Here is a 26,458-nt window from a genome sequence, read left to right on the forward strand (position 1 = left end):
GCAGCGGCGCGGCCATCGGCCGCGCCTTTTGCGAGCAAGGCATGAGCAAAAACTGCACGGCCGTCGTCATTGTTCGAGGTTTCGAACTTTCGCAGGGTGAGGAGCGACGCGAGTCGCGACCGCGCGATTGGCGGCCGCGGCGTTTCTTGTCGCAGGACGATCAAGCAACTTCGATGGCAAACGCCGTCCGCTGACGCGGCCGAGTTATTTTCTGTCGCCGAAGCGGCGGAAGCTTTTGGCGATTGATCTGGATCTCGTCGCTTGGGCGAGACAGCGCGAGACCGAAACGACGCGGTCGCGGCTTGCGCCGCCCCTACCCTGCGAGAGCGCGCCGCTTCGACGGATCACCACGGCCTCGCCATCTCGGCGCATTCTGCGGTCGCGGCTCACCTCGCTCCTGCAGGGAGCCGATTCGCCGCGTTCGATCATTCCCAGACCGTTCCGTCGAACAGCAGGCTGCGGCGGCTGTCGGCGGCCGGCACCGCGACCTGCAATCGCTGCGCCGCCTCGCGATAAGTGTCGAGGCGGTGGATGTTGCCGAGCCGGGTCGCGTCTTCGTCCGGCTGCGCCGGCGCCAGCCAACCCCAGCGGCGGAATTGCTGCAGAAACCAGCTCCCGTCCGATAGCCAGGGAAAGTTGACCCGGCCGTCGTCGTGGAAACGCAGGCCGCTGTCGCTGGCGTCGATGGCGCCGCCCGGCAGCAGACAGGCTTCGATCGACGCGGCGGGCAAACCGATCACCTCCGGCTGCACCAGCCAGGACACCGCCTGCCGTCGGTGCTCGGCATCGTCCAGCCAACGGCAGGCGTCGAGCAAAGTGGCGGTCAACGCCAACGCGAGCTCCGGCTGCAAGGCGGCGAACTCGCGCCGGCAGGCCAGTACTTTCTCCGGGTGCCCCGGCCACAGTTGGCCGCTGCGGATCGCCAGCCGGCCGACGCCGAGCGCTTCGGCCTGGGTCGCCCAGGGCTCTCCGGCGCAATACCCATCGAGTTCGCCGTCGGCAAGCGCGGCCGGCATCTGCGGCGGCGGCAGGGTCAGGCTGCGGATGTCACGCAGCGGGTCTATGCCTTGTGCGGCAAGCCAGTAGTACAGCCACATTGCGTGGGTGCCGGTCGGAAAAGTCTGGGCGAACACCGGCCGCCTCGGCAGCTCGGCCAACAACTCGCGCAGCGGCCGGCCTGCAGCGAGGCCCTGCGCCAACCGCGGCGACAAAGTGATGGCCTGGCCGTTCTGGTTGAGGGTCAGCAGGATCGCCAGATCGGCCTGCGGCCCGGCGATGCCGGCATCGATGCCGTAGACCAGGCCGGCGAGCGTATGCGCGGCATCGAGTTCGCCGGACAGCAGTTTGTCGCGGATCGCCGCCCACGAGGCCTGCCGCTTCAGCACCAGGCGCAGGCCGTGGCGCCGGTCCAGCCCCAGCCGCACCGCCGCGATCAGCGGCGCGCAATCGATCAGGGGCATGTAGCCCAGGGTCAGCGTCGGCACATCGTCGTCGATAGTCATGCGGCCCTCATCCGATCAGGTCGGCCATGGCGATGATCCGGCGGGCCACGTCGACCAGCTTGGCGCCCTGCCGCATCGCCTGCTGGCGCAACGCGGCGTAGGCCTCGCTCTCGCTCATGCCGCGCTTCTCCATCAGCAGGCCCTTGGCGCGGTCGATCAGCTTGCGGTCGAGCAACTGCTGCTGGACGTCGTCGAGCCGGCGCCGGATATGCAGTTGCTGCTCGAAACGCGCCAACGCCACCTGGATGATCGAGGCCAGCCTTTCCGGGGCCAGCCCGTCGACCACGTAGGCGGTGACCCCGGCGCCGACCGCGGCGCGGATCAGCTGGTGGTCGCCGTCGGCGGAGAACATCACCACCGGCCGCGGTGCGTGCTGGTGCAGCATCGCCAGTTGCTCCAGCGAATCGCGCGAGGGCGAGTCGACGTCGACGATCACCACGTCCGGCTGCTGCGTCTCCACCGCCCGCAGCAAGGCGCCGGTGGCGGCCACTTCGTCCAGCACCTCGTGCCCGGCCGCCAGCAGCGCGTTGCGCAGCTGGCCGATCGGCTTGTCGGTGTCGGTGACCAAGAGGACGCGTAGCATTGCAGCCCTGGCTGGCGGAGTTCGACCCCATGTTGCCATGCAACATGAGCGGCCGCGAGCCATCCCAACCGCCCTCAGGAACCCGCATGGCGCTGTTTCCCCTGTTCGCCAACCTGTCCGGCCGCGAGGTCCTGGTGATCGGCGGCGGCGAGGTCGCCACCCGCAAGATCGACGCCCTGCTGCAGGCCGGGGCGCGGGTCGAGGTGCACGCCCATGCGCTCAACGAAACCCTCCAGCAATGGCTGGACGAGGGCCGGCTGAGGCGCCGCGAGGGGACCTTCGACCCGGACTGGATCGACCAGGCCTGGCTGCTGATCGCGGCCACCGACGACCACGCCTTCAATCAGCGCCTCGCCGACGAGGCCGGGCGCCGCAAGCGCCTGGCCAACATCGTCGACGACGCCACCCTGTCGAGCTTCCAGATCCCGGCCCTGGTCGACCGCGCGCCCTTGCAGGTCGCGATCTCCTCCGGCGGTGCCGCACCGATGCTGGCCCGGCGTCTGCGCGAGCGTCTGGAGTCGCAGCTCGATCCCTCGCTCGGCGAACTCGCCGCCCTGTTCGAACGCCACCGCGACACGATCCGGCAGGCGCTGCCGCAACTCGCGCAACGGCGGCGTTGGTTCGATCAGGTGCTCGACGGCCCGGTGCCGGGCCTGCTCGAACGCGGCGAGAGCGAACAGGCAGAACAGGCGTTCCGGAAGGCCCTGCAACATAGCGACGCGGTTTCGCGCAGCGGCATGGTGCTGCTGGTCGGCACCGGCGGCGGCGACGCCGGGCAACTGACCCTGCGCGCGCTGCGTGCGCTCAATCAGGCCGACGTGCTGTTGTACGGCCCCGACGTCGCCGCGCCGGTGTTGGTGCTGGCACGGCGCGACGCCCCGCGCCGGCCGCTGCCGGCCGATGCGGAGCAGCAATGGCAGTTATTGCTCCGCCACGTCGAAGCCGGCGATTGCGTGGTCTGCCTGCAACCCGGCGATGCCTACCGCACTGCGCCCGGCGATGCCCTGGCTAAGCGGCTCGCCGAACAGGGCGTCGCGCATGAAGTGATCGCGGGCCTGTCGTCGTAAGCACAAGCACCGGCATGGCACGCATCGAACGCATGACGCGGGGCTGAGCAAGCGCATCGGGCGACTGCACGCAGTCGCGGTGCTCGCGCGGATCAAGGCCCGCCTCGGGCAAGCGCTCGATCCGGGCCCGGTGCCGGTCAGGCCGCGAACTGCCGGCCATGAATGACCTACGCGCGTTCGCCGTGCTGCAGGGCCTGCTCGGTGATGCGGACGTGAGCATCGGTTACATGCACGCCGAAGGTCTGCATGTCCGCGAGGCACTCATCGACATCGACACCCGCCATGGACTCGCCCTGCCGCATCTCCACGCTCATGAAATGCGACCAAGGGGCAAACTGCGCAGGCAGGTTGGCGCCGGACACATCGCTGGTGAAGCCGAAGACGCGGCCGGGTCCTCGAAACAAATGTACTTGCATGGTGGTACCTACGATCTTGAAGGTTACTGTCCGCGAGAAGCGGGCGAAGCGGCCGGACTGGCGTTCAGACCGACTCTCGGTAGACCACATTGAGCTGGATCGCGTCCCCGCCCCGGTAGTCGTCCGGCTCGAGCTTGAATGCCGCCACGACGTACTTCGGCGGTGGCACTCCCTCCCAGCCGTTGAAATGGATGGCGTTCAAGGGCTCCGCCCTGCCTTCCATTCGCAGCACCAGCTTCAAGTGCTTTTCGCTCAGCACTCGATAGCTGACGACCTCGAAATTTCCGGAAAAAATCGGCTCGGGGAAACCTTGGCCCCAGGGGCCGCCATCGCGCAGCGATTCGGCGTGCACGCGATCGAATTCGCCTGTTTCGAGCTCGCCGTCGCTGAGCACGTCGGCCTGCAACAGTTCCGGGGTCAGGATGCGACGCGCGCAGGCCTCGAAGGCCTCGCGGAAGGCGTCGAACGCATCCAGGCGCAGCGACAAGCCGGCCGCCATCGCATGGCCGCCGAAGCGTTCGATCAAGTCGGGATGTTGCGCGGCGACGTCGGCCAGGGCGTCGCGGATATGGAAGCCGGGAATGGAGCGCGCCGAACCGCGCAACTGCTCGCTGCCCGGCTCGGCCGGCGCGAAGGCGATCACCGGCCGATGCAGGCGCTCCTTCATCTTAGAGGCGACCAGCCCGACCACGCCGGGGTGCCAATCGTCGTCGAACAGGCACAGCGCCATCGGCATCGCCGCGGCGTCGATGGCGACGCGGGCGAAGGCGAGCTCGGCCTCGTCGGTCATCTGCTGCTGCACGGCGCGGCGTTCGGCGTTGATCTCGTTGAGCGTGGAGGCGATGTCGCGCGCCTGCGCGGCGTTCTCGGTCAGCAGGCATTCGATGCCGAGCGCCATATCTTCGAGGCGGCCGGCGGCATTGAGGCGCGGCGCCAGGGCGTAGCCGATGTCGGACGCGGTGAGCCGCCGGTAATCGCGCTGCGCCACTTCGATCAACGCGCGCAGGCCGGCGCAGCCCTGCCCCGCGCGCAAACGGCGCAGGCCGGCGGCGACCAGGGCGCGGTTATTGGCGTCGAGCGGCACCAGGTCGGCGACCGTGCCGACCGCGACCAGATCGAGCAACACGCTCAGGTCGGGGCCGTTGCCGTCGCCGAAGGCGCCGGCGTCGCGCAGGCGGCGGCGCAGCGCCAGCAACACGTAGAACATCACCCCGACGCCGGCCAGCATCTTGCTGGGGAAGGCGTCGCCGGGTTGGTTCGGGTCGACGATCGCATCGGCGAGCGGCAGATGTTCGCCGGGCAGATGGTGATCGGTCACCAGCACCTGCCAGCCGCGCCCGCGCGCGGCGGCGATGCCGGCATGGCAGGCAATGCCGTGATCGACCGTGACCAACAGCTCGGGTTGCAGCGCGGCGAGTTCGTCGACCAGGGCCGGCGACAGGCCGTAGCCGTGCACGATGCGGTTCGGCACCGCGTGCGACACGCGTTTGGCGCCGAGCATGCGCAGGCCGCGCACGCCGACCGCGCAGGCGGTGGCGCCGTCGCAGTCGAAATCGCCGACCACGACGATGTGGCGATTGGCGGCGATGGCATCGGCGAGCAAGGCGGTCGCCGCATCCAGGCCGAGCATGCCGTCGGGCGGAAGCAACTGGGTCAGCCGCGGTTGCGCCTGTTCGACGCAAGTCGCGCCGCGCGCGGCGTAGACCCGGCGCAGCAAGGGCGGAATCGCATCCGGCCACGAGCCCGCTTCAGCCGGTTCGCGGCGGCGCAAGCGTGCGACGGGTTTCATCGTGCCGTTCAATCCTGCAGGGAACGCAGCGGCTTGCGCCAGAAGCGCCAGCGCTGCGAGCGCGCGAATTCGAAACGTTCGCCGTCGGCGAAGGCCAGGCTGACGCGGTCGAGTGCACCGGCATCCAGCGCGAGTCCGATCGGCTCGAACCAGTCGCGTTGCAAAGGGGTAACGTCGCGGGCGCCGCGCAGATCGAACAGCCGCGCGCCCTCGCCCGCGCTCCAGGCCGGCGGCAGCTCGCCGGCGACGATGCCGGCCTGGGCGCCGAACGCGGTCAGGGCCTCGTCGTCGCTGCGCACTTCGCCGTATTCGCTGCGGACGTGATCGGGCAGCACGCCGCCGCCCCAGAACCACAGCGAATTAATCGGCGCCAGCCCGGCGGCGATGCGCTGAGCGTTATGCGGATGGTTGTGCAGCACCACCTGCGCCTCGCTGAGCAAGGCGCGCCAACGGCGGCCCTCGGGGCCGTCGCCTTCGACACCCGGCAGGTGCTGGAACATGTCTTCGCCGAGCGCCTGCTCGGGCGAGGCGAAACGCGGCAGACGCGCTTCGCGCGACAGCGCCAGATACCAGCGCGTCGGCGTCGGCGCATCGATCGGAAAGCCGGCATCGCCGAACAACGGCTTCAAGGCCGGCAGCAGCGCGGCGCTGTCGCGTTCGCTCAGCGACAAGGCCTCGCCATAAGCCAACAAGCGCGCGCCGTTGATGTCCGGGCGTACATAGGCCGGATCGGCGCGCAGCCAGGCGCCGAGCATGGCGTCGCCGACGTCGCGCTGGCGCGTCACCGCCGCGACCGGCCAGCCGCGCGGCAGGATGTCGAACACGCGCGCAGCCTGGCCGCCGGCCTCGACGCTGCGATCGGCGCGCCCGAGCCGGCGCCCGAAGGCCTCGCTCAGGCGCTGGCCGCCGAAACGGGCCCGTTCGGGCAGCAGCAGGGTGACGCTGTTCATGCGCGGCGATTCATGCACGACGAGCGCGGATGCCGGTCACGGTCAGCCTTCGTAGCTGACGCCGACGATCTCGTACTCGTGGGTACCGCCCGGCGCTTCGATGACGACGCTGTCGCCTTCGTTCTTGCCGATCAGGGCGCGCGCGACCGGCGAGGAAATCGCGATCAGGCCGAGTTTGATGTCGGCTTCGAGGTCGCCGACGATCTGGTACTTGCGCTCTTCGTCGGTGTCGACGTTGGCCAGCTCGACGGTGGCGCCGAACACTACCTTGGAGCCGGCGTTGAGCTGGCTGATGTCGATGACCTGGGCATGCGACAGCTCGGCTTCGAGCTGCTTGATGCGGCCTTCGATGAAACCCTGCTGTTCGCGCGCGGCGTGGTACTCGGCGTTCTCCTTGAGATCGCCGTGGGCGCGCGCTTCCGAAATCGCGTTGATGACCGCCGGCCGCTTGACCGACTTCAGTTCTTCCAGCTCGGCGCGCAGACGCTGCGCACCCTTCACCGTCATTGGTGCTCTCATTCCAGCTTCCTCATACCGGGCTGTCCCGGCCGATCGAGTTGATTGTTGACCCATTGTGCCGGGAACGCGCGCGCTTGACACCCTTGTGACGGGGCGCCGGGTTCCGGAGCGGCAGCAAGCGGGAGAGGGCGTCCCCTGCCCCGCTCGAAGCGGGAAAGGGGCAAGCGGGCCCGGCCAGCGCCGGGCCCGCTCGTTCGGATGGTCCGTGGCCCCTCAGGCCGTGGCGGCGCCGATCTGCGCGTGCAGTTCCTGCAGCGACCAGACCGGACCGGTGCCGCGGTAGTCCAGCGAGTTCACCAGCGCGCGCGCCCCCGACACCGTGGTCGAGTAGGTCACGCGTTGCTGCAAAGCCTCGCGGCGGATCGAGAACGAGTCCGAGATCGCCTGGCGGCCTTCGGTGGTGTTGATGATGTAGACGATCTCGCCGTTCTTGATCAGGTCGACGATGTGCGGACGCCCCTCGGTGACCTTGTTGACCAGTTCGCAGGCGACCCCGTTCTCGCTGAGGAAGCTCTGGGTGCCGCTGGTCGCGACCAGCGTATAGCCGCGACGCACCAGTTCCTGCGCCACCGGCAGCACGCGCAGCTTGTCCGGGTCGCGCACCGAGATGAAGGCCTTGCCGACCGGCGGCGCCTTGATGCCGCCGGCTTCCTGCGCGCGCGCCATCGCCGCGCCGAAGTTCTTGCCGACGCCCATCACCTCGCCGGTCGAGCGCATCTCCGGTCCGAGGATCGGGTCGACGCCCTGGAACTTGGCGAACGGGAAGATCGCTTCCTTGACCGAGTAGTAGTCGGGGACAATTTCTTCGAGCGCGCCCTGCGAAGCCAGGGTCTGGCCGACCATGCAGCGCGCGGCGATCTTCGCCAGCGCCATGCCGGTGGCCTTGGACACGAACGGCACCGTGCGCGAAGCGCGCGGGTTGACCTCGATCAGGAAGATCGTGTCGTTGCCTTCGGCATCGGTCTGGATCGCGAACTGGGTGTTCATCAGGCCGACGACCTTGAGCGCCTTGGCCAGGGCCACGACCTGCTGGCGCAGGCGTTCCTGGGTGCCCGCCGACAGCGAATACGGCGGCAGCGAGCACGAGGAATCGCCCGAATGCACGCCGGCTTCCTCGATGTGCTCCATCACGCCGCCGATCAGCACGTGGCCTTCGCGGTCGGCGATGATGTCGACGTCCACCTCGACGGCATTGTCGAGGAAGCGGTCGAGCAACACCGGCGAATCGTTCGAAACCTTGACCGCGTCGCGGATGTAACGGGTCAGGTCGGCGTCGGAGTAGACGATTTCCATGGCCCGGCCGCCGAGCACGTAGCTCGGGCGCACCACCATCGGGTAACCGATCTGGCCGGCCAGCAGCAGCGCTTCGTCGGGGTTGCGCGCGGTGCGGTTGATCGGCTGGGCCAGGCCCAGCTCCTGCACCAGTTGCTGGAAGCGTTCACGGTCCTCGGCCAGGTCGATGCTGTCCGGGCTGGTGCCGATGATCGGCACGCCGTTGGCTTCGAGCGCGCGCGCGAGCTTGAGCGGGGTCTGGCCGCCGTACTGCACGATCACGCCCTTGGGCTTTTCGAGGTCGGCGATCTCGAGCACGTCTTCCAGGGTCAGCGGCTCGAAGTAGAGACGGTCGGAAGTGTCGTAGTCGGTCGAGACCGTCTCCGGGTTGCAGTTGACCATGATGGTTTCGTAGCCGTCCTCGCGCAGGGCGAGCGCGGCATGCACGCAGCAGTAGTCGAACTCGATGCCCTGGCCGATGCGGTTCGGGCCGCCTCCGAGCACGATGATCTTGTCGCGGTTGCTCGGCGCGGCTTCGCACTCGTCCTCGTAGGTCGAGTACATGTAGGCGGTGCTGGTGGCGAACTCGGCGGCGCAGGAGTCGACGCGCTTGTACACCGGGCGCACGCCGATGGCGCGGCGCAGGGTGCGCACCGCGGTCTCGTCGGTGCCGGTCAGCTGGGCGATGCGCGCATCCGAGAAGCCCATGCGCTTGATCGCGCGCATGCGGGTCTTGTCCAGCGCGCCCAGGCCGCCTTCGGCGATTTCGCGTTCGCTGGCGATCAGCTCTTCGATCTGGTCGAGGAACCACGGGTCGACGAACGACAGTGCGTGCACGTCCTCGACGCTCATGCCGGCGCGGAAGGCGTCGCCGATGTGGAACATGCGCTCCGGGCCCGGCTCCTTCAATTCGCGGCGCAGCTTGGTCAGGTCGGCTTCGCTGCTCAGGTCCAGGCCGGTCGGGTCGAGGCCGACCTTGCCGGTTTCCAGGCCGCGCAGCGCCTTGTGCAGCGACTCCTGGAAGGTGCGGCCCATCGCCATGACTTCGCCGACCGACTTCATCTGCGTGGTCAGGCGGGCATCGGCTTGCGGGAACTTCTCGAAGGCGAAGCGCGGGATCTTGGTGACGACGTAATCGATGCTCGGCTCGAACGAAGCCGGGGTGGCGCCGCCGGTGATCTCGTTGCGCAACTCGTCCAGGGTGTAGCCGATGGCGAGCTTGGCGGCGATCTTGGCGATCGGGAAACCGGTGGCCTTGGACGCCAGCGCCGAGGAGCGCGACACGCGCGGGTTCATTTCGATGACGACGACGCGGCCGTCGTGGGCGTTGATGCCGAACTGGACGTTGGAGCCGCCGGTGTCGACGCCGATCTTGCGCAGCACCGCGATCGAGGCATCGCGCAGGCGCTGATATTCCTTGTCGGTCAGGGTCTGCGCCGGCGCGACCGTGATCGAGTCGCCGGTGTGCACGCCCATCGCGTCGAAGTTTTCGATCGAGCAGACGATGATGCAGTTGTCCGCGGTGTCGCGGACCACTTCCATCTCGAATTCCTTCCAGCCCAGCACCGACTCTTCGACCAGGATTTCGTGCACCGGCGAGAGTTCCAGGCCGCGCTTGGCGATCTCCTCGAACTCTTCCTTGTTGTAGGCGATGCCGCCGCCGGTGCCGCCGAGGGTGAAGCTGGGGCGGATGATGGTCGGGTAGCCGACGCGGGTCTGGATGTCGACGGCCTGCTCGAAGGTGCGCGCGACTTCCGCCTTCGGGCATTCCAGGCCGATCTCGCTCATCGCGATGCGAAACAGCTCGCGGTCTTCGGCCATGCGGATGGCGTCGCGCTTGGCGCCGATCAGCTCGACGTTGTACTTCTCCAGCACGCCGTTGTCGGCCAGGTCGAGCGCGCAGTTCAGCGCGGTCTGGCCGCCCATGGTCGGCAGCAGCGCGTCGGGCTTTTCCTTGGCGATGATCTTCTCGACCGTCTGCCAGTTGATCGGCTCGATGTACACGGCGTCGGCCATGTTCGGGTCGGTCATGATCGTGGCCGGATTCGAGTTGACCAGCACGACGCGGTAGCCCTCGTCGCGCAGCGCCTTGCACGCCTGCGCGCCGGAGTAGTCGAATTCGCAGGCCTGTCCGATCACGATCGGGCCGGCGCCGATGATCAGGACGGTTTTGATGTCGGTACGCTTGGGCATGTCGTCCTCAGTAAAGTCGGTCCTGCCACGCGTCGGGCGCGCGCCAGGTGATCTGCTCGGGCGATCGTGCATCGATCGCCCCATGGTCGACCGCGGCGCGAACTTCGCGCTGCATCGCGGTCCAGGTCGGGGCGGCGGCGCCGAGGCGCGCGCCGATCCGGTTGTTGTGGGCATCCATCGCCCGGCTCGGGTTGCCTTGGCCGCCCCGCTCCATCACCGCGGTCACCCAGTCGACGCAGCGCGGCGATAAGGTGTAGGCGACGATCGCGCTGGCGAGGCTATGGCGGTACGCATCGGCCGGGCCGTTGCGTCCGCCGGGCAGCGCCGCGGCGAACCACTGCGCGTACACCGCGATCATCACGAAGGCGGGATACGCGGCGAGCGCGGCCAGCACCGCCAACGCGCGCAGACGCCAGCGGCGTCGGCGCGGCGGCTGGGCCGGCGCTGCGCTCATCAGGCCTTGGCCTGCTCGAGCATGGAGACGAAGCGGTCGAACAAGGGCGACACGTCGTGCGGACCCGGGCTGGCTTCCGGATGGCCCTGGAAGCTGAAGGCCGGCGCGTCGGTCAGGGCGATGCCCTGGTTGCTGCCGTCGAACAGCGAGCGGTGGGTCACGCGCACGTTGGCCGGCAGCGAGGCCTCGTCGACGGCGAAGCCGTGGTTCTGCGAGGTGATCATCACCCGGCCCGAATCGAGGTCCTGGACCGGATGGTTGGCGCCGTGGTGGCCGAACTTCATCTTCAGGGTCTTCGCGCCCGAAGCCAGGCCGAGCAGCTGGTGGCCCAGGCAGATGCCGAAGGTCGGGATCTTCCTGGCGACGAATTCCTTGATCGCGGCGATCGCGTAGTCGCAGGGCTCCGGGTCGCCGGGGCCGTTGGACAGGAACACGCCGTCCGGGTTCAGCGCCAGCACCTCGGCGGCCGGGGTCTGCGCCGGCACCACGGTGACGCGGCAGCCGCGCTCGGCGAGCATGCGCAGGATGTTGAGCTTGACGCCGAAGTCGTAAGCGACGACATGGAAGCGCGGCTCGACGTTGACGAAGGCGTTGCGGTCCAGGTCGAGCTGGCCGTCGGTCCACTCGTAGCGTTCGCGCGTGCAGACTTCCTTGGCCAGGTCCATGCCCTTCAGGCCGGGGAACTTGCGCGCGGCTTCGAGCGCCTTGGCCACATCGATCTCGCCCGCCATCAGCGCGCCGTTCTGGGCGCCGGTGTCGCGCAGCAAGCGGGTCAGCTTGCGCGTGTCGATGTCGGAAATGGCGACCACGCCGCGCTCGCTGAGCCACTGCGGCAGCGCGACCTGGCTGCGCCAGTTGCTGGGGCGACGCGGCACATCGCGGACGATCAGGCCCGAGGCCCAGACCTGGCGCGCTTCGTCGTCCTGGTCGGTGCAGCCGGTGTTGCCGACGTGCGGATAGGTCAAGGTGACCAACTGGCGGGCGTACGAGGGATCGGTGAGGATTTCCTGGTAGCCGGTGATCGCGGTATTGAATACGACTTCGCCGACGCTGAGGCCGGGCGCGCCTACGGAAACGCCCTCGAATACGGTACCGTCTTCGAGGGCGAGGATTGCGGGTTGAGTCACGGGGGTCGCCTTGGCTGCCGAAGGATCTGATCCCGTGCGCGACATCGGCAAAACCGACTTGCAGCAAAGCGCGGACGCGGTGCGGGACCGGTCCGGCGTTCGGGATTCAGGCGAGCCGGAATTCTAGCGGCGATGGGCTCCGGAAGCCAGCTAAAATTTGCCCGAATTGCAGCGGCCCGGGCCGTTCAGGCTACGCCGCCGCGAGACATTCGCCGCGGATTTATCGCGATTGCGGCGCTTCGAACCCTCTGCAACTGCCTGAACGAAGCCTGGGCGCCCCGCTCCGCGGGCCCCGGCGCGGCCATTCCGGGCCGGGCGCGACGGCCCCGAGCCCCGCGCCACGCCGGTTCAGGCCCGGGCGACAGCTCGAAAGCCGATCACAGATTCGGAAACATCAGCTCGGCCAGCCCGTAGCGCCCCGGCGCCTGGTGGGCGACGCGCAGCGCGGCTTCGAGCGCACCGCGGGCGAAGATGTCGCGATTGGTGGCGCGGTGGATCAGCTCCAGGCGCTCGCCGGCCGCGGCGAACTGGACCGTGTGCTCGCCGACGATGTCGCCGGCGCGCAGGCTGGCGTAATGCGGCTCTTCGCCGCGGCCGATCGCCGCGGCGGCCCCCAGGTGCAAGGCGGTGCCGGAAGGCGCATCGAGCTTGCGGGTGTGATGGGCCTCGACCACGTCGCAGTCCCAGCCTGGCAAGGCCGCGGCGGCGCGACGCACCAGCTCGGTCAGCACCGCCACGCCGAGGCTGTAGTTCGCCGCCCAGACCACGGCGATGCCGTTGGCGGCGTCGTTGATCGCCGCGTTCTGCACCGAGCTGAGCCCGGTGGTGCCCGAGACCAGGGCCTTGCCGCGCGCGGCGCACAAGGCCAGCACCGGGTCGAAGCCCTGCGGCAGGCTGAAATCGATGGCGACGTCGAACTCCGGCGCCCCCGACAACTCGCCGACGGCGAAATGCGGCACCCCGTCGATGACCCGCTGCGGCGGCTGCGAACGCGAGTACGCGGCGACCACGCTCAAGTCCGCGCGCTCGGCGGCCAGACGCAGCAGGGCCTGGCCCATGCGCCCGGAGGCGCCGTGGATCAGGAGACGGACCGGGGATTTGCTGTGTTCGCTCATGCGCGCAGGCTAGCGGCTGTGCGCCCCCGGCGACAAGCGAAACCGTTCGATCGAATCGCCTCGCGGAACTCGTCGCGGCATTCCTGCCGCGACGACTCCTTTGCCAGTACGGCCGCGTTCGGCCGGCGACCAGGGTTACTGGTAAACCACCTGGGCCTTGAGGTTCGGCAGCACCTTCTTCGCGAACGCCTGGTAGGCCTGGTTGTATTCGCTGCTGCACACCGGCCCCACCGTTGCGTCCTCGATCACCCGGCTCGCCTCGAGCACATTGCCCTTGAGCGTATAGGTCGCGACATAACGCGACCCGCCCGACTCCAGGCTGAGGTTCGCAGGCACCGCAATGACCTTCATCGTCGCCGGAAACTCGATCCGGTAGATCTCTTCCGAACGACCGCCGGTGCACGTCCCTTCGGCCTCGTCGCTGAGCTCTTCGGCGCCGCTGCCGACCAACGAGGCGACGGGCATCGGATTGAACAGGACCGGGCGGAGCGGGAACGCGCCGGGAACCGGCAGCGCTTGCTTGACCTCGAAGGTCGCACTGTAACGATGCGCGTTGCGCAGCGGCTTGGGGTCGTCCTGGGTGAACACCCCTTCGGCGCTGAGGCCGCCGCGTTCGAATACTTTCTTGATCAGTTCCTTGGCGTCCTCGGCGCTTAGATCCTTCAAGCCGGCCCGGGTCGCGATCGCCGGCTGGCCGACCAGTTCGACCTCCACCTTGCCTTTCATCGATCCGTCTTCGAGCACGCTGATCTGGGTGCTGACGCGCTGGCGATTGCCCAGGGCCTTGTAGCCGGGCGTCTTGGCCGCCAACTCGGGCCGGTCGATGCGCAACACCGGCTTGCCGGCGATCGAGGGCGGCAGTTCGCCGAACGGAATGCCCTTGGCCGTAGCGTCGACGTACAGGTCCAGGCCCGGCAGATAGTTCAGGACGTGGTTGACGCTGGACGCGACCGGCACGCTCGGCAGCTTGTAGACGTTGCCGGCGTTGATCAGCGCCTGGGTCGCCTCGATGCCCTTGGCCGCCAACAGCGCCTGCAGCAGGGTCGCATGGTCCTTGCAGTCGCCGATGCGGTTGTCGATCACGAACTCCTGATCGCGCGGCACCACCGCGCCCAGGCCGATGCAATTGCCGGCGTAGCTGATGTTGGTCGACACCCATTCGTACAAGGCCTGGGCGACGTCGCGCTGCGAACTCTTGCCGGCGGCGATCTCGTCGGCGAGCTTGCGCACCCGCGCCGTCGGCACCGCCTTGGGCAGCGCGCGTTCGCCGTAGGCCTTGGCGATGTCGCCGTAACTGCGGAAGGTCGAATAGGCGTAGCCGGTGGACTGCTCGATATCGTAGATCGTGCGGTTCTTGTCCTTGCTTTCGACGGGGTTGAGGTTCTGGAAAGACCATTCGACGATCTGGCGATCGCCGACGGTCTCGTCGCGCACCTGCTTGAGCGCACCGAAGCTGCGCTTCTGGGTCCACATGCCGGCGGGCGCGTCGATCTTGATGCGCATATCGCCCTGGTAGTTGTCGCTGTTGAAGCCGGTGATGTCGGAGAAATGGCCTTCGAACATCGGCTTCTTGCCGGTCAGTTTGTAGCTCAGCACGACCGTATCGCCGACCGCCAGGTCCGGATACACCAGGCTGGTGGTGGCGATGTCGGAGAACGCCGGGCCGCCGCCCTCGCGGCCGTCGTTGGTCTCGACCTGGAAGTTCGACTTCGGCACATCGATCCGGCGGCCATCGGCCTTGCGCGTGTAGGCCTCGAGGATGTCCAGCGTCTGGATGCTGGCGCTGTAGCTGACCGATTCGTGCTTGACGTATTCAAGCGCGCTCTCCTGCAGCACTTTGATCGCCGATTCGCGCTGTTCGATATAGGCGCCGTCCGGCTGGACCGTATAGGTCAGGTGCAGGCGCTCGTTGCGCAGGGGCTCGTCCTTGGCCGATTTGGCGCTGGCGGCCTTCGCGGCGGCGGCCGGCGCCTTGGCCTGCTCGGCGGACGGTGAGGTCTGCGCCGCGGCGATGCCGGCGCCCAGCACGAAACAGATCGCGGCCGACAGCCGCAGCGTAATCATTCGCATCCCTTCTACCCCTGATTCCGTATGAGAGGCGGTTGCCTGCGGCATCCCGCCGCGCCGATCAGCGCGGCAACGTTCTACCACATCGGTCGGCGTTTTGTTGCGCGACGCAGCGCAGCCGATTGCGGAGGAGCACGCGCTCGACCCGACCTGATCTTTCTCCGCTTGGATGTGCCGCGTTGGCTATGCGCGGGCAGATGCAAACGACGCTGCGACGGAAGCCCCGCGGTCGCGGCTCGTGCCCGAAGGAAATCCTTGCGGGACGCCGCTCCTGCCCCGAAAGCGACGAATGCAAAGGGTAGGAGCGGCGCGAGCCGCGACCGCGAACTGCAAGACGATCGGTAATCGCCACGGAGGCCGCCGAGAAAAGCCGCTTCCACATCGACCGCGCGAATAACCACTTCACGCCGCCCACGAAAAAGGGGCCGAAGCCCCTCTTTCCTATGCGTTCGAGACGGCGCCCGTCAGGACGTCATGCGGTCCCAGAACCCTTTGACCCCGTCGAGAAAGGTGGAGGACCGTGGCGAGTGCTTTCGCGCCCCCTCACCCACGAACGTAGCCTCGAACTTCTCCAGCAGCTCGCGCTGCTCGGGGGTCAGATTGACCGGCGTCTCGACCACGGCGCGACAGTACAGATCGCCCGGCTTGCGGCTGCGCACCGACTTGACGCCCTTGTCGCGCAGACGGAACAGCTTGCCGCTCTGGGTTTCGCCCGGAATGCGCAGCTCCACTTCGCCACCGAGCGTCGGCACCCGGATGGTGTCGCCTAGCGCCGCCTGCGAGATACGGATCGGCACCTCGCAATGCAGGTCGTCGCCGTCGCGCTGGAAGATCTCGTGCTCGCGCACGCGCACTTCCACGTACAGGTCGCCCGGCGGCGAACCGGTCGGGCCGGCCTCGCCTTCGCCGGTCAGGCGGATGCGGTCGCCGTTGTCGACGCCGGCCGGAATCTTCACCGACAGGGTCTTGGTGCGTTCGACCCGGCCTTGCCCGTGGCAGTCGCCGCAGGGGTTGGCGATGCTCTGGCCGCGGCCGTTGCAATGCGGGCAGGTCTGCTGCATCGAGAAGATGCCGCGCTGGAAACGCACCTGGCCGCGGCCGCCGCAGGTCGTGCAGCTCTCGACCTTGCCTTCGGCCGAACCGCTGCCTTCGCAGGTGTCGCAGGCGTCGAGGGTCGGGATTTCGATTTGTTTCTCGATGCCGCCGACCGCCTCTTCCAGCGACAGCTCCATCACGTAGCCGATGTCGGCGCCGCGACGCGGCGCGCGCGAACCGCCGCCTCCGCCGCCACCGAAGATGTTGCCGAAAATGTCGCCGAAGATATCGCCCATGTCGGCGTAGCCGGGGCCGCCGGCTCCGCCGCCCATGCCGTGTTCGAACGCGGCATGGCCGTGTTGGTCGTAGGCGCGGCGCTTGTTGGCGTCGGCCAGGACCTCGTAGGCCTCTTTGCACTCCTTGAACGCGGCCTCGGCGGCCGCGTCGCCCGGGTTACGGTCCGGATGGTGTTTCATCGCGCAGCGGCGATAGGCCTTCTTCAGGTCGTCGTCGCTGGCGTTGCGCGCAACGCCCAGCACTTCGTAATAGTCGCGTTTGCTCATAAGGCCGGGATTCGTGATTCGAGAGTCGGGATTCGTTACAGCGAGGACTTACCAGGTCGGAAAGGACATCGGGAACCGGCAGAGACTGGCTCTTCCGATTCCCGAATCCCGTATCCCGAATCCCGGGTTACTTCTTGTCTTCGTCCTTCACTTCGGTGAATTCCGCGTCGACCACGTCCTCGGCCTTGGCCGAACCGGTTTCGGCGGCGCCGCCGGCGTCCGGCTGCGCGGCCTGGGCCGCGGCGAACAGCGATTGCGCGGCTTCTTCCAGCGCCTTCGACTTGGCCTCGATCTGGCCCTTGTCGTCGCCCTTCATCGCCGTTTCGAGGTCGGCGATGGCCGCCTCGGCGCGGCCGATCTGGTCGCCCGGCAACTTCTCGCCGTGCTCCTTGATCGTGCTGCGGGCCATGTGGATCAGACCGTCGGCGTGGTTGCGCGCCTGCACCAGCTCGTGGAACTTCTGGTCTTCCTCGCGGTTGGCTTCGGCGTCGGCGACCATCTTGGCGATCTCTTCCTCGGACAGACCCGAGCCGGCCTTGATCTCGACCTTCTGCTCCTTGTTGGTCTTCTTGTCCTTGGCGCTGACGTGCAGGATGCCGTTGGCGTCGATGTCGAACGACACCTCGACCTGCGGCATGCCGCGCGGCGAGGGTTCGATGCCGGACAGGTCGAAGCGGGCCAGCGACTTGTTGAAGCGGGCCTGTTCGCGCTCGCCCTGCAGCACGTGCACGGTCACCGCGGACTGGTTGTCCTCGGCGGTCGAGAAGGTCTGCGAGGCCTTGGTCGGCACCGTGGTGTTCTTCTCGATGATCTTGGTGAACACGCCGCCCAGGGTCTCGATGCCGAGCGACAGCGGGGTCACGTCGAGCAGCAGCACGTCCTTGACGTCGCCGGCCAGCACGCCGCCCTGAATGGCCGCACCGACAGCAACCGCCTCATCCGGGTTGACGTCCTTGCGCGGTTCCTTGCCGAAGAACTCGGCCACCGCCTGGCTGACCTTGGGCATGCGGGTCTGACCGCCGACCAGGATCACTTCGCTGACGTCGCTGGCGCGCAGGCCGGCGTCGTTGAGGGCGATGCGGCAGGGTTCGATGGTCTTCTTGACCAGGTCCTCGACCAGCGACTCCAGCTTGGCGCGGGTCAGCTTGATGTTGAGGTGCTTCGGACCCGAGGCGTCGGCGGTCACGTACGGCAGGTTGACTTCGGTCTGCTGCGAGGACGACAGCTCGATCTTGGCGCGCTCGGCCGCATCCTTCAGGCGCTGCAGCGCCAGCGGATCCTTGCGCAGGTCGATGCCCTGGTCCTTCTGGAACTCTTCGACCAAGTAGTCGATGACGCGCTTGTCGAAGTCTTCGCCGCCGAGGAAGGTGTCGCCGTTGGTCGACAGCACTTCGACCTGCATCTCGCCGTCGACCGAGGCGATCTCGATGATCGACACGTCGAAGGTGCCGCCGCCGAGGTCGTAGACCGCGACCTTACGGTCGCCGCCCTTCTTGTCCATGCCGTAGGCCAACGCCGCCGCGGTCGGCTCGTTGATGATGCGCTTGACTTCCAGGCCGGCGATCTTGCCGGCGTCCTTGGTCGCCTGGCGCTGGCTGTCGTTGAAGTAGGCCGGCACGGTGATGACCGCTTCGGTGACCGGCTCGCCCAGGTAGGCTTCGGCGGTCTTCTTCATCTTGCCCAGCACTTCGGCCGAGATCTGCTGCGGCGCCATCTTCTTGCCGTCCTGGGTCGCGACCCAGGCGTCGCCGTTGTCGTGCGGGACGATCGCGTACGGCACCAGGCCGAGATCTTTCTGCACTTCGGCGTCGGTCATCTTGCGGCCGATCAGGCGCTTGACCGCGTAGAAGGTGTTCTTGGGATTGGTGACCGCCTGGCGCTTGGCCGAAGCGCCGACCAGGACTTCGCCGTCCTTGGTGAACGCGACGATCGACGGCGTGGTGCGGTCGCCCTCGGAATTTTCGATGACCTTGGCCTTGCCGCCTTCCATGATCGCGACGCAGGAATTGGTGGTGCCCAGGTCGATGCCGATGATCTTGCCCATACGTAGTGCTCCCTCTCGAATGCTTGAATAGTTGGGGCGGTCCGCGCTGTGCGCCGTGCCGCCGATGTCCGTTATCTGGGGCTAGGTGCCGGGCAGTTCAAGCGCCCGTGCCCCGCCCTCGTGACGTCCGTCCCGGCCCTTCCCGGTACGTCCGCTCGCGGCTCGCGCCGCCCCCCGCTTCGGTTTCGCAACCGCGGCAAGCCGCGGCCGGGACCGTCCCGGGATGGTTCAGGCGTCCTGGGCGACCACCACCAGCGCCGGACGCAGCAGGCGCTCGTTGAGCAGCCAGCCCTTCTGGTACACCTGGACCACGTGGTTCGGCGCCACGCCCGGCGCCGGCACCATGCTCATGGCCTGGTGATGCTCGGGATTGAATGGCTGACCGGCCGGGTCGACCGCGACCAGGCCGTTGTCGCCGGCGACCTTGAGCAGCTGGCGCAGGGTCAGTTCCATGCCCTGGCGCAAGGCGCTGGCGTCGTCGCCGGCCACGGCCAGGCCGGCCTCGAGGCTGTCGATCACCGGCAGCAAGTCGCCGAGCAGGCGTTCGTTGGCGAACTTGCGCGCCATCTCGACGTCGCGCGACACGCGCTTGCGCTGGTTGTCGAGTTCGGCGCGTTCGCGCAGCGTGTCCTCGCGCAGCTTGCTGAGCTCGGCGCGCAGCGCCTCGACTTCGGATGCCTCGGAGGCGCCCGGGACCTCGTCCTGGGCCGCCGGGTTGAGTTCGGAATAAGGGTCGTGTTGGTTCATGCTGGGTCCTGGCGGTTTTTCCGCGACAGGCCAGCTATGGGGCCGCGATGGTGCGGTTCAAGTGCCCGGATCTGCATCGATCGCCCGGCATCGGCGTCGAGCGGCGGGTTTCGGGAGGCGATTGCGCACCCCGGCGGCGCCGGCTTTTGGGTAGGAGCGGCGCAAGCCGCGATCAACCGAAGTGATCAACCCCGGCTCGGCCCGAAGCCGATGGTCTCCAAAAGATTGGCCCCACCGGAGAGATGGCGGTGGCGGCTCGCGCCGCTCCTACCCTGGGCTCCGGCTAACTGGAATGGGCGGGACGGTTGGACCGGCTTCGGAGGCGGGATCGCCCCTGGTTTCAGTCCACTTCGGTTGGTCGCGGCTCACGCCGCTCCTACCAAGGGCGAACATGAGCACAGCCCCCAAGGGACCGCGTTTGGGGCTGCCCCGTCAGTCCCCAAGGGACCGCGTTTGGGGCTGCCCCGTCAGTCCCCTTCGGTGACCGCAAACGCATCCCCCAGCGCATCCGCGGCCGCCTGCACCACCGGGATCACCCGGTCGTAGGCCATGCGGGTCGGGCCGATCACCCCCAGCACGCCGAGCACGCGGCCGCCGGCGGTGTACGGCGCGGTCACCAGCGACACGCCCTCCAACGGCGCCAGGCCGGTCTCCTCGCCGATGAAGATGCGCACCCCGGGGGCGCGCACGGTGCGTTCGAGCAGTTGCAGGATCTCGCGCTTGCGGGCGAAGGCCTCGAACAGCTCGCGCAGGCGGTCCAGGTCGGCCAGCTCCTGCACGCCCATCAGCCGGGTCTGCCCGGCCAGGACCATGTCGTCGTTGTCCGGGGTCAACACCTGCTCGGCCAGCTCGACCGACTGCGCGAGCAAGGTCTGCATCTCCGACTGGGCGTTGCGCAGATCCATCAGCAAGGTGGCGCGGATCTCGGCCACCGGCCGCCCGGCAAAGTGTGCGTTGAGGTAGTTGCCGACCCGTTCGAGCTCGCCGGCGTCGTAGGGGCGGCGGGTCTGAATGATGCGGTTCTGCACGTCCTGGTCGGCGAACACCAGGATCGCCAGCACCCGCTGGGCGTCCAGCGGCACGAAATCGATGCGCCGGAACGCGAACTGCTCGCGCTTGGGCACGCTGACCACACCGACGAAGTGGGTCATCGCCGACAACAGCTCCGAAGCGCTGCCCAGCAAGGCTTGGGTGCCCGAGCCCGACGGCAGCTCGCTGCGCAGGCGCGCGACCTCGCCTTCCGGCAACGGCCGCACCTGCAGCAGCGAGTCGACGAACAGGCGGTAGCCCTGCACGGTCGGGATGCGCCCGGCCGAGGCGTGCGGCGCGCTGAGCAGGCCGACGTCTTCCAGGTCGGCCAGGATGTTGCGGATCGTCGCCGCGCTGACGTCGAGGCCGGCATGCTTGGCCAGGGTCTGCGATCCGACCGGTTCGCCGCTGTGGATGTAGCGGCCGATCAGCGTGCGCAGCAGTTGCCGCGCGCGCGGGTCGAGGCTCGGATCGGGCGGTCGGCGATTCATGCTGTGGATATAGGCACAGACGCGGGCCGGCGCAAGCGCCATCGTCCGATTCGACGATGGCGGTCCGCATCGGTCGCCCCGCCCTGCGCGCTGCGTCCGCATCGGTAAGAATCCTCGTGCACACTGCCGGCGGCGTACGCGTCCGCTCGTCTCAGCCTGTTCGTCTCACCCTGTGATCCGCATCCGCCCTACCCTCCGGCCCGCTTGCCGCCCATTCCCAGTCTCTCGCCGCCAAGGCACAATCGCCGCCGCATGCTCGCTCACCTCTCGCTCAAGCAATTCGCCGTCGTCAGCGCCGCCGAACTCAGCTTCGGTCCCGGCCTCACCGTGATCTCCGGCGAAACCGGTGCCGGTAAGTCGCTGCTGGTCGACGCCCTCGGTCTGCTGTCCGGCCTGCGCGCCGACAGCGGCGTGGTCCGCCATGGCGCCGACCGCGCCGAACTGGTCGCCGACTTCACCCTCGACGATGCGCCGCTGGCCGCGGCCTGGCTGCGCGACAACGAACTCGACGAAACCGGCGACGGCGAGGCTGCGATCTGCCAGATCCGCCGGGTGATCCGCGCCGACGGCGGTTCGCGCGCCTGGATCAACGGCCGCCCGGTCACCCTGAGCCAGCTCGGCGAGCTCGCCGGGCGCCTGGTCGAGATCCACGGCCAGCACGAACACCAGGCGCTGATGTCGCGCGCCAGCCAGCTCGGCCTGCTCGATGCCTACGGCCGCCACGACGCGCCGTTGGCCGTGGTCGAAGCCGCCGCGCAACAGTGGAGCGCGCTGCTGCGCGAACGCGACACGCTGTCGGCGCAGGGCGACGTCTCCGACCGCATCGCCTGGCTGGAGCATCAGCACGCCGAGCTCGAACGCGAAGTCCTCGAAGCCGAGGCCTTGGCCAAGCTGCTCAGCGACCATCGCCGCCATGCCCATGCCGCCGGCCTCATCGCCGCCTGCGAATCGGCCTTCGCCCGCCTCGGCGGCGACGAAGGCCCGTCGCTGACCCGCCTGGTGCAACAGGTGCGCGGCGAGCTGCAGCGCGTCGCCGAGCACGAGCCGCGCTTGAACGATGTCGACGCCATGCTCGACAACGCCGCGATCCAGATCGACGAAGCGCTGACCCTGCTCGACCGGGTCCGCGACGACCTCGACCTCGACCCTTCGGCCTTCGAGCAGATCGAAAACAAGATCGGCCGCCTGCACGAGCTGGCGCGCAAGCACCGGGTCGCGCCCGAACAACTGCCGGCCACCCGCGACGGCATGGCCGGCGAACTCGACCAGTTGCGCAGCGCCGGCGACCGCCTGCAGGTGCTCGACGGCGAAATCCAGAGCGCACGCGCACAGTGGCGCCGCGCCGCCGACACCCTGGGCGAGGCGCGCCGCAAGGCCGCCAAGAGCCTGTCCGACACCACCAGCGTGCTGATCGGCGAACTCGGCATGGGCGGCGGGCGTTTCGACGTCGCCCTGGAGCCGCTCGACGAGGACCGCCCCGATCCGCAAGGCGGCGAGCGCGTGGAGTTCCTGGTCGCGGCCAACCCCGGCCAGCCGGCCCGGCCGCTGCGCAAGGTCGCCTCCGGCGGCGAACTCTCGCGCATCTCGCTGGCGATCGAAGTCGCGGCCTTCGGCCTCGATGCGGTCGCGACCATGGTCTTCGACGAAGTCGATTCCGGCATCGGCGGCGCCGTGGCCGAGATCGTCGGCCAGAAGCTGCGCGCGCTCGGCGCCAGCCGCCAGGTGCTGTGCGTGACCCACCTGGCCCAGGTCGCGGCCCAGGGCCACGCCCACTACCGCGTCAGCAAGGCCGCCAGCGAAGGCGTGACCCAGAGCGCGGTGCAGGTGCTCGGCGCCAAGCAGCGCGAGGAAGAACTCGCGCGCATGCTCGGCGGCATCGAACTCAATAAAGAAGTGCGCGCCGCGGCCAAGCGGCTGTTGGCCGACGTGGTCTGAGGTCGGGGATTCGGGATTCGGCTCAGAGCCGACATCGAGCTCAGCCTTGGAGCGGCTTCGGCCTGGGTCGATCAAGCAAGCCCGTTGGGCTTGCACCGATCGAGCAAGCTCGTTCGCCCTGGATCAATCGAGCAAGCACGATCGATCGCCGACTCGATCCTTCATCGATAGCCGCCTCAATCGAGATCGGGCAGCCCGGTGAAGAACGCCGCCCGGTGCGGGGTGATGCCCTGGCGCTGTTCGTCTTCGAGCGGATGCCCGCTATCGACCAGGCGGAAGGTCGGGCGGGTGTCGTCGTGCAACTGCACCCGCAGCTCCAGGCCGAGGGTGCTGAACTCGTAGACGCGCGGGATGTGGTTAGCCAGGGTGCCGGCGAATTCGGGCACGCGGTCGTTGCCGGGCTCGTCCCACATCATCCGCGCCAGGCGCCAATCGTGTTCGGCCAACTCGACCCAGGCGCCGATGCAGTAGTCGTCGCCGCCCTCGACCGGCAACGGAATCACCCCGCGCACGAACAGCTGGCCGCCGCCGATCGCGCAGAAGTTCGCGTCGCAGAAGGTGTCCGGCGCGCAGCGCGCGGCGTTGTCGAGGGCGTGGTAAGCGTCCGGGAAGGTGAAGGAGTACTCCATGTCCGACAGCGCGACGAGTTCGCCGCAGCACGAGCACGGCAGCATCGTCTCGCCGGACATGTCGGCCTTCACTTCTTCTTGCGCACGTACAGCACCAGCGAGTGCTCTTCGATCTCGTAGCCGTGCTTGGCCGCGATCTTGCGCTGCAGCTCTTCGATCTCCGAGCTTTCGAACTCGATGATCTTGCCGCTGTCGATGTCGACCATGTGGTCGTGGTGATGGCCGCGGTCGAGTTCGTACACCGACTGGCCGGCCTCGAAATTGTGCTTGAGCACCAGGCCCGCCGACTCGAACTGGGTCAGCACGCGGTAGACCGTGGCCAGGCCGATGTCCTCGCCCTTTTCCAGCAACATCCGGTAGATGTCCTCGGCGGTCATGTGGCGCGGCTTGGATTGCTCCAGCAGCTCCAGGATCCGCAGGCGCGGATGGGTGACCTTGAGTCCGACGTTGCGCAGGTCCTGCGATTCCATGAGTGTTCCCTTCAGATCGATTCGACCGGCGTTCGCCGTGCCTGGGTGTTGACCGGCTGGCCGTGGCCGCGGGCGGCTGCGCATGGAGCGGACGGGGCTGGCTGGGCCGGAATGGCGGATGAACGCGAGGGGTCTCCGCGCGCCGTGATCCGCCCTTGGTGGGTGCGGGCTTCAGTGTATCATCGGCCCCGTTGCCTTCGACTGCCGCAGAACCCTACCCGATGCGTAAGCTCCTGCTCGTCCTCTCGCTGTCCATGCTCACCGCCGGCTGCGGCATCATCTACAAGCAGCCGATCTATCAGGGCAATCTGCTCGAGAAGACCGCGATCGACCAGCTCCAGACCGGCATGACCAAGCAGCAGGTGCAGTTGCTGCTGGGCACCCCGTCGATCGAAGACCCGTTCCACCAGAACCGCTGGGACTACACCTCGACCCAGCGCGTCGACCGCCTCGGCCACACCGATCGCAAGAACCTGACCCTGTGGTTCGAGAACGACAGCCTGACCAAGTGGGAAGGCGACTACTTCGCCGAGCAGGACGAGCAGATCGCCCGCGCCTCGGTCAAGCAGTTCGGCCGCAACCTGGCCAAGGACAAGGATAAGGACAAGCGCCGCCGGCGCTGATCCCCGGCGCGCGGCCTCGCGGTCGCCCAGCCTCCCGCTGCAGCGTCACCCCTGCCGGTCCGGCCGCCTTGCGTCCGGGCCGTCGTTGGTTTTGCGCGCGCTTATTTCTTGAGCGGGCGCTCGGCGGCGCGGCGGCGGCGCGCTTCCTTGGGGTCGATCTGCAAAGGCCGCAGCAATTCGAGCCGGTCGCCATCGCGCAGCGGCGTGTCCGCCACCGCCTTGACCCCGAACACCGCATAGCCGCTGATTTCGGCGTCCGTGCCCCACCCGGCCGCGGCGAGTGCATCGGCGACGGTGGCGCCATCGGCCAGTTCCACGGTCAGCGCCTCGAAACGGCGCGGCCAGGCCCGGACCAGCTCGATCTTCACCGCGATGCCGCTCAGGCCGGGCTCGGGCCGGTCACCGACGGCAGCGCCGGCTCGGCGCCGCGATCGGCGACCCGAACGAAATCGTCGACCATGCGGTCGGCCAGGCTCTGGAAGCCCAGCGCCATCGCCGGCCCCAGCAGCTTCACCGCCGGCTCGAATTCCAGGGTCAGGGTGACCTTGCAGGCCGACTCGTCCAGCGCGTGGAATTCCCAGCGCCCGCCCAGCTTGCGGAACGGCCCGTCGACCAGCTTGAGCTCGATGTGGTGCGGCGGCGACAAGCTGTTGTGGGTGGTGAACCAGGTCCGCAGCGCGCCCAGGCCCAGGTCGAGCCGCGCCACCATGTGGGCCTCGTCGGCTTCGAGCACCAGCGCCTGCTCGCACCAGTCGAAACGGCGCGGGTACGCGGCGACATCGTTGACCAGGGCGAACATGCGCGCGGCGGAGTGTTCGACGAGGGCGGAACGGCGAATCGTAGGCATGTGCTTATCGCAATAAGGTCCGCAAAGCGGATTTCAAGCGGGGGCCTCGGAACGGCCGTTGCCGCAAGGTCGTCGAAAACGTGTCCGAAAGGCCGCGGTTTCGACGGCCCGCTTCGGCAGTAGCACATCCTATCCGGGCCAAAGCCGGTAAGGGCGTCTCGGCCGCCTGCGGATCGTGAAACTTGATTCCAAACCGGGGCGGCTCAGCCGCTCCAGATCGGAGCGCCCCGCCTAAAACGCACGGCGGCTAGTCAAACCGCCTCCGGATCGGAGATCTTCATCCAAAACCGGACACGGCTACTCAAACCGCCTCCGGATCGTGGACAATCACTCATGGCTAAAACTACGAACAACAAGGCCGGCAAGGATAAAGGAAAGGGCAGCGCGGGCGGCACCATCGCGCTGAACAAGCGTGCGCGTCACGATTACCACCTCGAAGAACGCTTCGAGGCCGGTCTGTCGCTGCAGGGCTGGGAGCTCAAATCCATCCGCGCCGGACGCGCAAACATCACCGAAAGCTACGCCGTCATCCTGCACGACGAGATGTTCCTGATCGGCGCGCAGATCAGCCCGCTGATCTCCGCCTCGACCCACGTCGTCGCCGAGGAACGCCGCACCCGCAAGCTGCTGCTCCACCGCAACGAGATCGACAACCTGATCGGCCGCGTCCAGCGCGACGGCTACACGGTCGTGCCGACCGCGATGTACTGGAAAGGCAACAAGGTCAAGCTGGAAATCTCGCTGGCCAAGGGCAAGCAGAGCCACGACAAGCGCGAGGCGAGCAAGGAACGCGACTGGGCGCGCGAAAAACAGCGCGTGATGCGCCGGCACAACCGCGACGCCTGATCCCAAGCCCGCCGACCGACGGGTTTCTCCAAACACCACCGCCCGCCTGTGCGCGGGCTGTTGGTTTACGCGGCCGCATGGATTTCGCGGTCGCGGCTTGCGCCGCTCCTACCCGGGCAGGTCGCCGCTTTGGGGTAGGAGCGGC

At 68.1% G+C, this 26,458-nt stretch carries 23 protein-coding genes; 4 read left to right on the plus strand and 19 right to left on the minus strand.

The window, feature by feature from the left end; all coding sequences use genetic code 11:
* Positions 1-425: 425 nt before the first annotated feature.
* The gene (locus tag ACKN61_RS13545) at positions 426-1,502 is read right to left on the minus strand and encodes a CmpA/NrtA family ABC transporter substrate-binding protein (RefSeq protein ID WP_408949984.1); all 1,077 of its coding nucleotides are present in this window, start codon (positions 1,500-1,502) and stop codon (positions 426-428) included.
* Positions 1,503-1,509: 7 nt separating this feature from the next.
* The gene (locus ACKN61_RS13550) at positions 1,510-2,085 is read right to left on the minus strand and encodes an ANTAR domain-containing response regulator (protein ID WP_031372736.1); all 576 of its coding nucleotides are present in this window, start codon (positions 2,083-2,085) and stop codon (positions 1,510-1,512) included.
* Positions 2,086-2,171: 86 nt separating this feature from the next.
* Between ACKN61_RS13550 and ACKN61_RS13555 the strand changes: the two genes are divergently transcribed.
* Positions 2,172-3,152: an NAD(P)-dependent oxidoreductase gene (locus tag ACKN61_RS13555; protein WP_408949985.1), complete on the plus strand. Its 981-nt coding sequence runs from the start codon at positions 2,172-2,174 to the stop codon at positions 3,150-3,152.
* Positions 3,153-3,319: 167 nt separating this feature from the next.
* Here the strand turns inward: ACKN61_RS13555 and ACKN61_RS13560 are convergent, their stop codons facing one another.
* From ACKN61_RS13560 to hrcA, 13 genes are all read right to left on the minus strand, one after another.
* Complete coding sequence (locus tag ACKN61_RS13560; protein ID WP_408949986.1) at positions 3,320-3,568, minus strand: hypothetical protein; 249 nt, start codon at positions 3,566-3,568, stop codon at positions 3,320-3,322.
* A gap of 64 nt (positions 3,569-3,632) precedes the next feature.
* A complete protein-coding gene (gene recJ / locus ACKN61_RS13565; protein ID WP_408949987.1) occupies positions 3,633-5,357 on the minus strand; it encodes a single-stranded-DNA-specific exonuclease RecJ in 1,725 nt (574 codons plus the stop codon).
* Positions 5,358-5,365: 8 nt separating this feature from the next.
* A complete protein-coding gene (locus ACKN61_RS13570) occupies positions 5,366-6,307 on the minus strand; it encodes a phosphoglycerate mutase (RefSeq protein WP_408949988.1) in 942 nt (313 codons plus the stop codon).
* Between the two features lie 42 nt (positions 6,308-6,349).
* Positions 6,350-6,826 carry a transcription elongation factor GreA gene (gene greA, locus ACKN61_RS13575; protein WP_036149007.1) on the minus strand — a complete coding sequence of 159 codons (477 nt, stop codon included), beginning with the start codon at positions 6,824-6,826 and terminating at the stop codon, positions 6,350-6,352.
* A gap of 213 nt (positions 6,827-7,039) precedes the next feature.
* Positions 7,040-10,291 carry a carbamoyl-phosphate synthase large subunit gene (carB, locus tag ACKN61_RS13580; protein ID WP_408949989.1) on the minus strand — a complete coding sequence of 1,084 codons (3,252 nt, stop codon included), beginning with the start codon at positions 10,289-10,291 and terminating at the stop codon, positions 7,040-7,042.
* A 7-nt stretch (positions 10,292-10,298) separates the two neighbouring features.
* Positions 10,299-10,745 (minus strand): DUF6973 domain-containing protein, encoded by a 447-nt coding sequence (locus ACKN61_RS13585; RefSeq protein ID WP_031372728.1) that lies wholly within the window; start codon positions 10,743-10,745, stop codon positions 10,299-10,301.
* Positions 10,745-11,872, minus strand: a complete 1,128-nt coding sequence (gene carA, locus ACKN61_RS13590) for a glutamine-hydrolyzing carbamoyl-phosphate synthase small subunit (protein ID WP_408949990.1) — start codon at positions 11,870-11,872, stop codon at positions 10,745-10,747. Before carA ends, ACKN61_RS13585 begins: the two co-directional genes overlap by 1 nt.
* A 377-nt stretch (positions 11,873-12,249) precedes the next feature.
* Positions 12,250-12,987, minus strand: a complete 738-nt coding sequence (gene dapB, locus ACKN61_RS13595; RefSeq protein ID WP_408949991.1) for a 4-hydroxy-tetrahydrodipicolinate reductase — start codon at positions 12,985-12,987, stop codon at positions 12,250-12,252.
* 135 nt (positions 12,988-13,122) lie between these two features.
* Entirely contained in the window at positions 13,123-15,057 is a 1,935-nt protein-coding gene (locus ACKN61_RS13600; protein WP_408949992.1) for a DUF3857 domain-containing transglutaminase family protein, read from the minus strand.
* A 461-nt stretch (positions 15,058-15,518) separates the two neighbouring features.
* On the minus strand, positions 15,519-16,652 hold the full coding sequence (dnaJ, locus tag ACKN61_RS13605; protein WP_408949993.1) for a molecular chaperone DnaJ: 1,134 nt from the start codon (positions 16,650-16,652) through the stop codon (positions 15,519-15,521).
* Positions 16,653-16,779: 127 nt separating this feature from the next.
* Positions 16,780-18,696, minus strand: coding sequence for a molecular chaperone DnaK (gene dnaK, locus ACKN61_RS13610; RefSeq protein WP_408949994.1), 1,917 nt, complete (start codon positions 18,694-18,696; stop codon positions 16,780-16,782).
* A 228-nt stretch (positions 18,697-18,924) separates the two neighbouring features.
* Positions 18,925-19,443 carry a nucleotide exchange factor GrpE gene (gene grpE / locus ACKN61_RS13615; RefSeq protein ID WP_408949995.1) on the minus strand — a complete coding sequence of 173 codons (519 nt, stop codon included), beginning with the start codon at positions 19,441-19,443 and terminating at the stop codon, positions 18,925-18,927.
* A 467-nt stretch (positions 19,444-19,910) separates the two neighbouring features.
* The gene (gene hrcA / locus ACKN61_RS13620; protein WP_408949996.1) at positions 19,911-20,963 is read right to left on the minus strand and encodes a heat-inducible transcriptional repressor HrcA; all 1,053 of its coding nucleotides are present in this window, start codon (positions 20,961-20,963) and stop codon (positions 19,911-19,913) included.
* Between the two features lie 252 nt (positions 20,964-21,215).
* On the opposite strand from hrcA, the gene recN reads away from it, so the two are divergent.
* Entirely contained in the window at positions 21,216-22,898 is a 1,683-nt protein-coding gene (recN, locus tag ACKN61_RS13625; protein ID WP_223620147.1) for a DNA repair protein RecN, read from the plus strand.
* Positions 22,899-23,074: 176 nt separating this feature from the next.
* Here recN and ACKN61_RS13630 read toward each other — a convergent pair whose 3' ends face one another.
* Entirely contained in the window at positions 23,075-23,587 is a 513-nt protein-coding gene (locus ACKN61_RS13630) for a DUF2199 domain-containing protein (protein ID WP_152566281.1), read from the minus strand.
* A gap of 8 nt (positions 23,588-23,595) precedes the next feature.
* A complete protein-coding gene (fur, locus tag ACKN61_RS13635; protein ID WP_031372717.1) occupies positions 23,596-23,997 on the minus strand; it encodes a ferric iron uptake transcriptional regulator in 402 nt (133 codons plus the stop codon).
* A gap of 221 nt (positions 23,998-24,218) precedes the next feature.
* Between fur and ACKN61_RS13640 the strand changes: the two genes are divergently transcribed.
* Positions 24,219-24,620, plus strand: coding sequence for an outer membrane protein assembly factor BamE (locus ACKN61_RS13640; RefSeq protein ID WP_031372716.1), 402 nt, complete (start codon positions 24,219-24,221; stop codon positions 24,618-24,620).
* A 101-nt stretch (positions 24,621-24,721) separates the two neighbouring features.
* Here the strand turns inward: ACKN61_RS13640 and ACKN61_RS13645 are convergent, their stop codons facing one another.
* Positions 24,722-24,988: an RnfH family protein gene (locus ACKN61_RS13645; RefSeq protein ID WP_408949997.1), complete on the minus strand. Its 267-nt coding sequence runs from the start codon at positions 24,986-24,988 to the stop codon at positions 24,722-24,724.
* A gap of 11 nt (positions 24,989-24,999) precedes the next feature.
* Entirely contained in the window at positions 25,000-25,467 is a 468-nt protein-coding gene (locus ACKN61_RS13650; RefSeq protein WP_031372714.1) for a type II toxin-antitoxin system RatA family toxin, read from the minus strand.
* A 333-nt stretch (positions 25,468-25,800) separates the two neighbouring features.
* Between ACKN61_RS13650 and smpB the strand changes: the two genes are divergently transcribed.
* Positions 25,801-26,313: an SsrA-binding protein SmpB gene (gene smpB, locus ACKN61_RS13655; protein WP_408949998.1), complete on the plus strand. Its 513-nt coding sequence runs from the start codon at positions 25,801-25,803 to the stop codon at positions 26,311-26,313.
* Positions 26,314-26,458 lie beyond the last annotated feature (145 nt).

The organism is Lysobacter sp. Hz25 (assembly GCF_046097045.1).
Lineage (GTDB): Bacteria > Pseudomonadota > Gammaproteobacteria > Xanthomonadales > Xanthomonadaceae > Lysobacter > Lysobacter antibioticus_B.

Bases quoted from the DNA above. Each gene is read 5' to 3' on its own strand.
- ACKN61_RS13545 (WP_408949984.1), bottom strand. From the start codon at position 1,502: ATGACTATCGACGACGATGTGCCGACGCTGACCCTGGGCTACATGCCC.
- ACKN61_RS13550 (WP_031372736.1), bottom strand. From the start codon at position 2,085: ATGCTACGCGTCCTCTTGGTCACCGACACCGACAAGCCGATCGGCCAG.
- ACKN61_RS13555 (WP_408949985.1), top strand. From the start codon at position 2,172: ATGGCGCTGTTTCCCCTGTTCGCCAACCTGTCCGGCCGCGAGGTCCTG.
- ACKN61_RS13560 (WP_408949986.1), bottom strand. From the start codon at position 3,568: ATGCAAGTACATTTGTTTCGAGGACCCGGCCGCGTCTTCGGCTTCACC.
- recJ (WP_408949987.1), bottom strand. From the start codon at position 5,357: ATGAAACCCGTCGCACGCTTGCGCCGCCGCGAACCGGCTGAAGCGGGC.
- ACKN61_RS13570 (WP_408949988.1), bottom strand. From the start codon at position 6,307: ATGAACAGCGTCACCCTGCTGCTGCCCGAACGGGCCCGTTTCGGCGGC.
- greA (WP_036149007.1), bottom strand. From the start codon at position 6,826: ATGAGAGCACCAATGACGGTGAAGGGTGCGCAGCGTCTGCGCGCCGAG.
- carB (WP_408949989.1), bottom strand. From the start codon at position 10,291: ATGCCCAAGCGTACCGACATCAAAACCGTCCTGATCATCGGCGCCGGC.
- ACKN61_RS13585 (WP_031372728.1), bottom strand. From the start codon at position 10,745: ATGAGCGCAGCGCCGGCCCAGCCGCCGCGCCGACGCCGCTGGCGTCTG.
- dapB (WP_408949991.1), bottom strand. From the start codon at position 12,987: ATGAGCGAACACAGCAAATCCCCGGTCCGTCTCCTGATCCACGGCGCC.
- ACKN61_RS13600 (WP_408949992.1), bottom strand. From the start codon at position 15,057: ATGCGAATGATTACGCTGCGGCTGTCGGCCGCGATCTGTTTCGTGCTG.
- dnaJ (WP_408949993.1), bottom strand. From the start codon at position 16,652: ATGAGCAAACGCGACTATTACGAAGTGCTGGGCGTTGCGCGCAACGCC.
- dnaK (WP_408949994.1), bottom strand. From the start codon at position 18,696: ATGGGCAAGATCATCGGCATCGACCTGGGCACCACCAATTCCTGCGTC.
- grpE (WP_408949995.1), bottom strand. From the start codon at position 19,443: ATGAACCAACACGACCCTTATTCCGAACTCAACCCGGCGGCCCAGGAC.
- hrcA (WP_408949996.1), bottom strand. From the start codon at position 20,963: ATGAATCGCCGACCGCCCGATCCGAGCCTCGACCCGCGCGCGCGGCAA.
- recN (WP_223620147.1), top strand. From the start codon at position 21,216: ATGCTCGCTCACCTCTCGCTCAAGCAATTCGCCGTCGTCAGCGCCGCC.
- ACKN61_RS13630 (WP_152566281.1), bottom strand. From the start codon at position 23,587: ATGTCCGGCGAGACGATGCTGCCGTGCTCGTGCTGCGGCGAACTCGTC.
- fur (WP_031372717.1), bottom strand. From the start codon at position 23,997: ATGGAATCGCAGGACCTGCGCAACGTCGGACTCAAGGTCACCCATCCG.
- ACKN61_RS13640 (WP_031372716.1), top strand. From the start codon at position 24,219: ATGCGTAAGCTCCTGCTCGTCCTCTCGCTGTCCATGCTCACCGCCGGC.
- ACKN61_RS13650 (WP_031372714.1), bottom strand. From the start codon at position 25,467: ATGCCTACGATTCGCCGTTCCGCCCTCGTCGAACACTCCGCCGCGCGC.
- smpB (WP_408949998.1), top strand. From the start codon at position 25,801: ATGGCTAAAACTACGAACAACAAGGCCGGCAAGGATAAAGGAAAGGGC.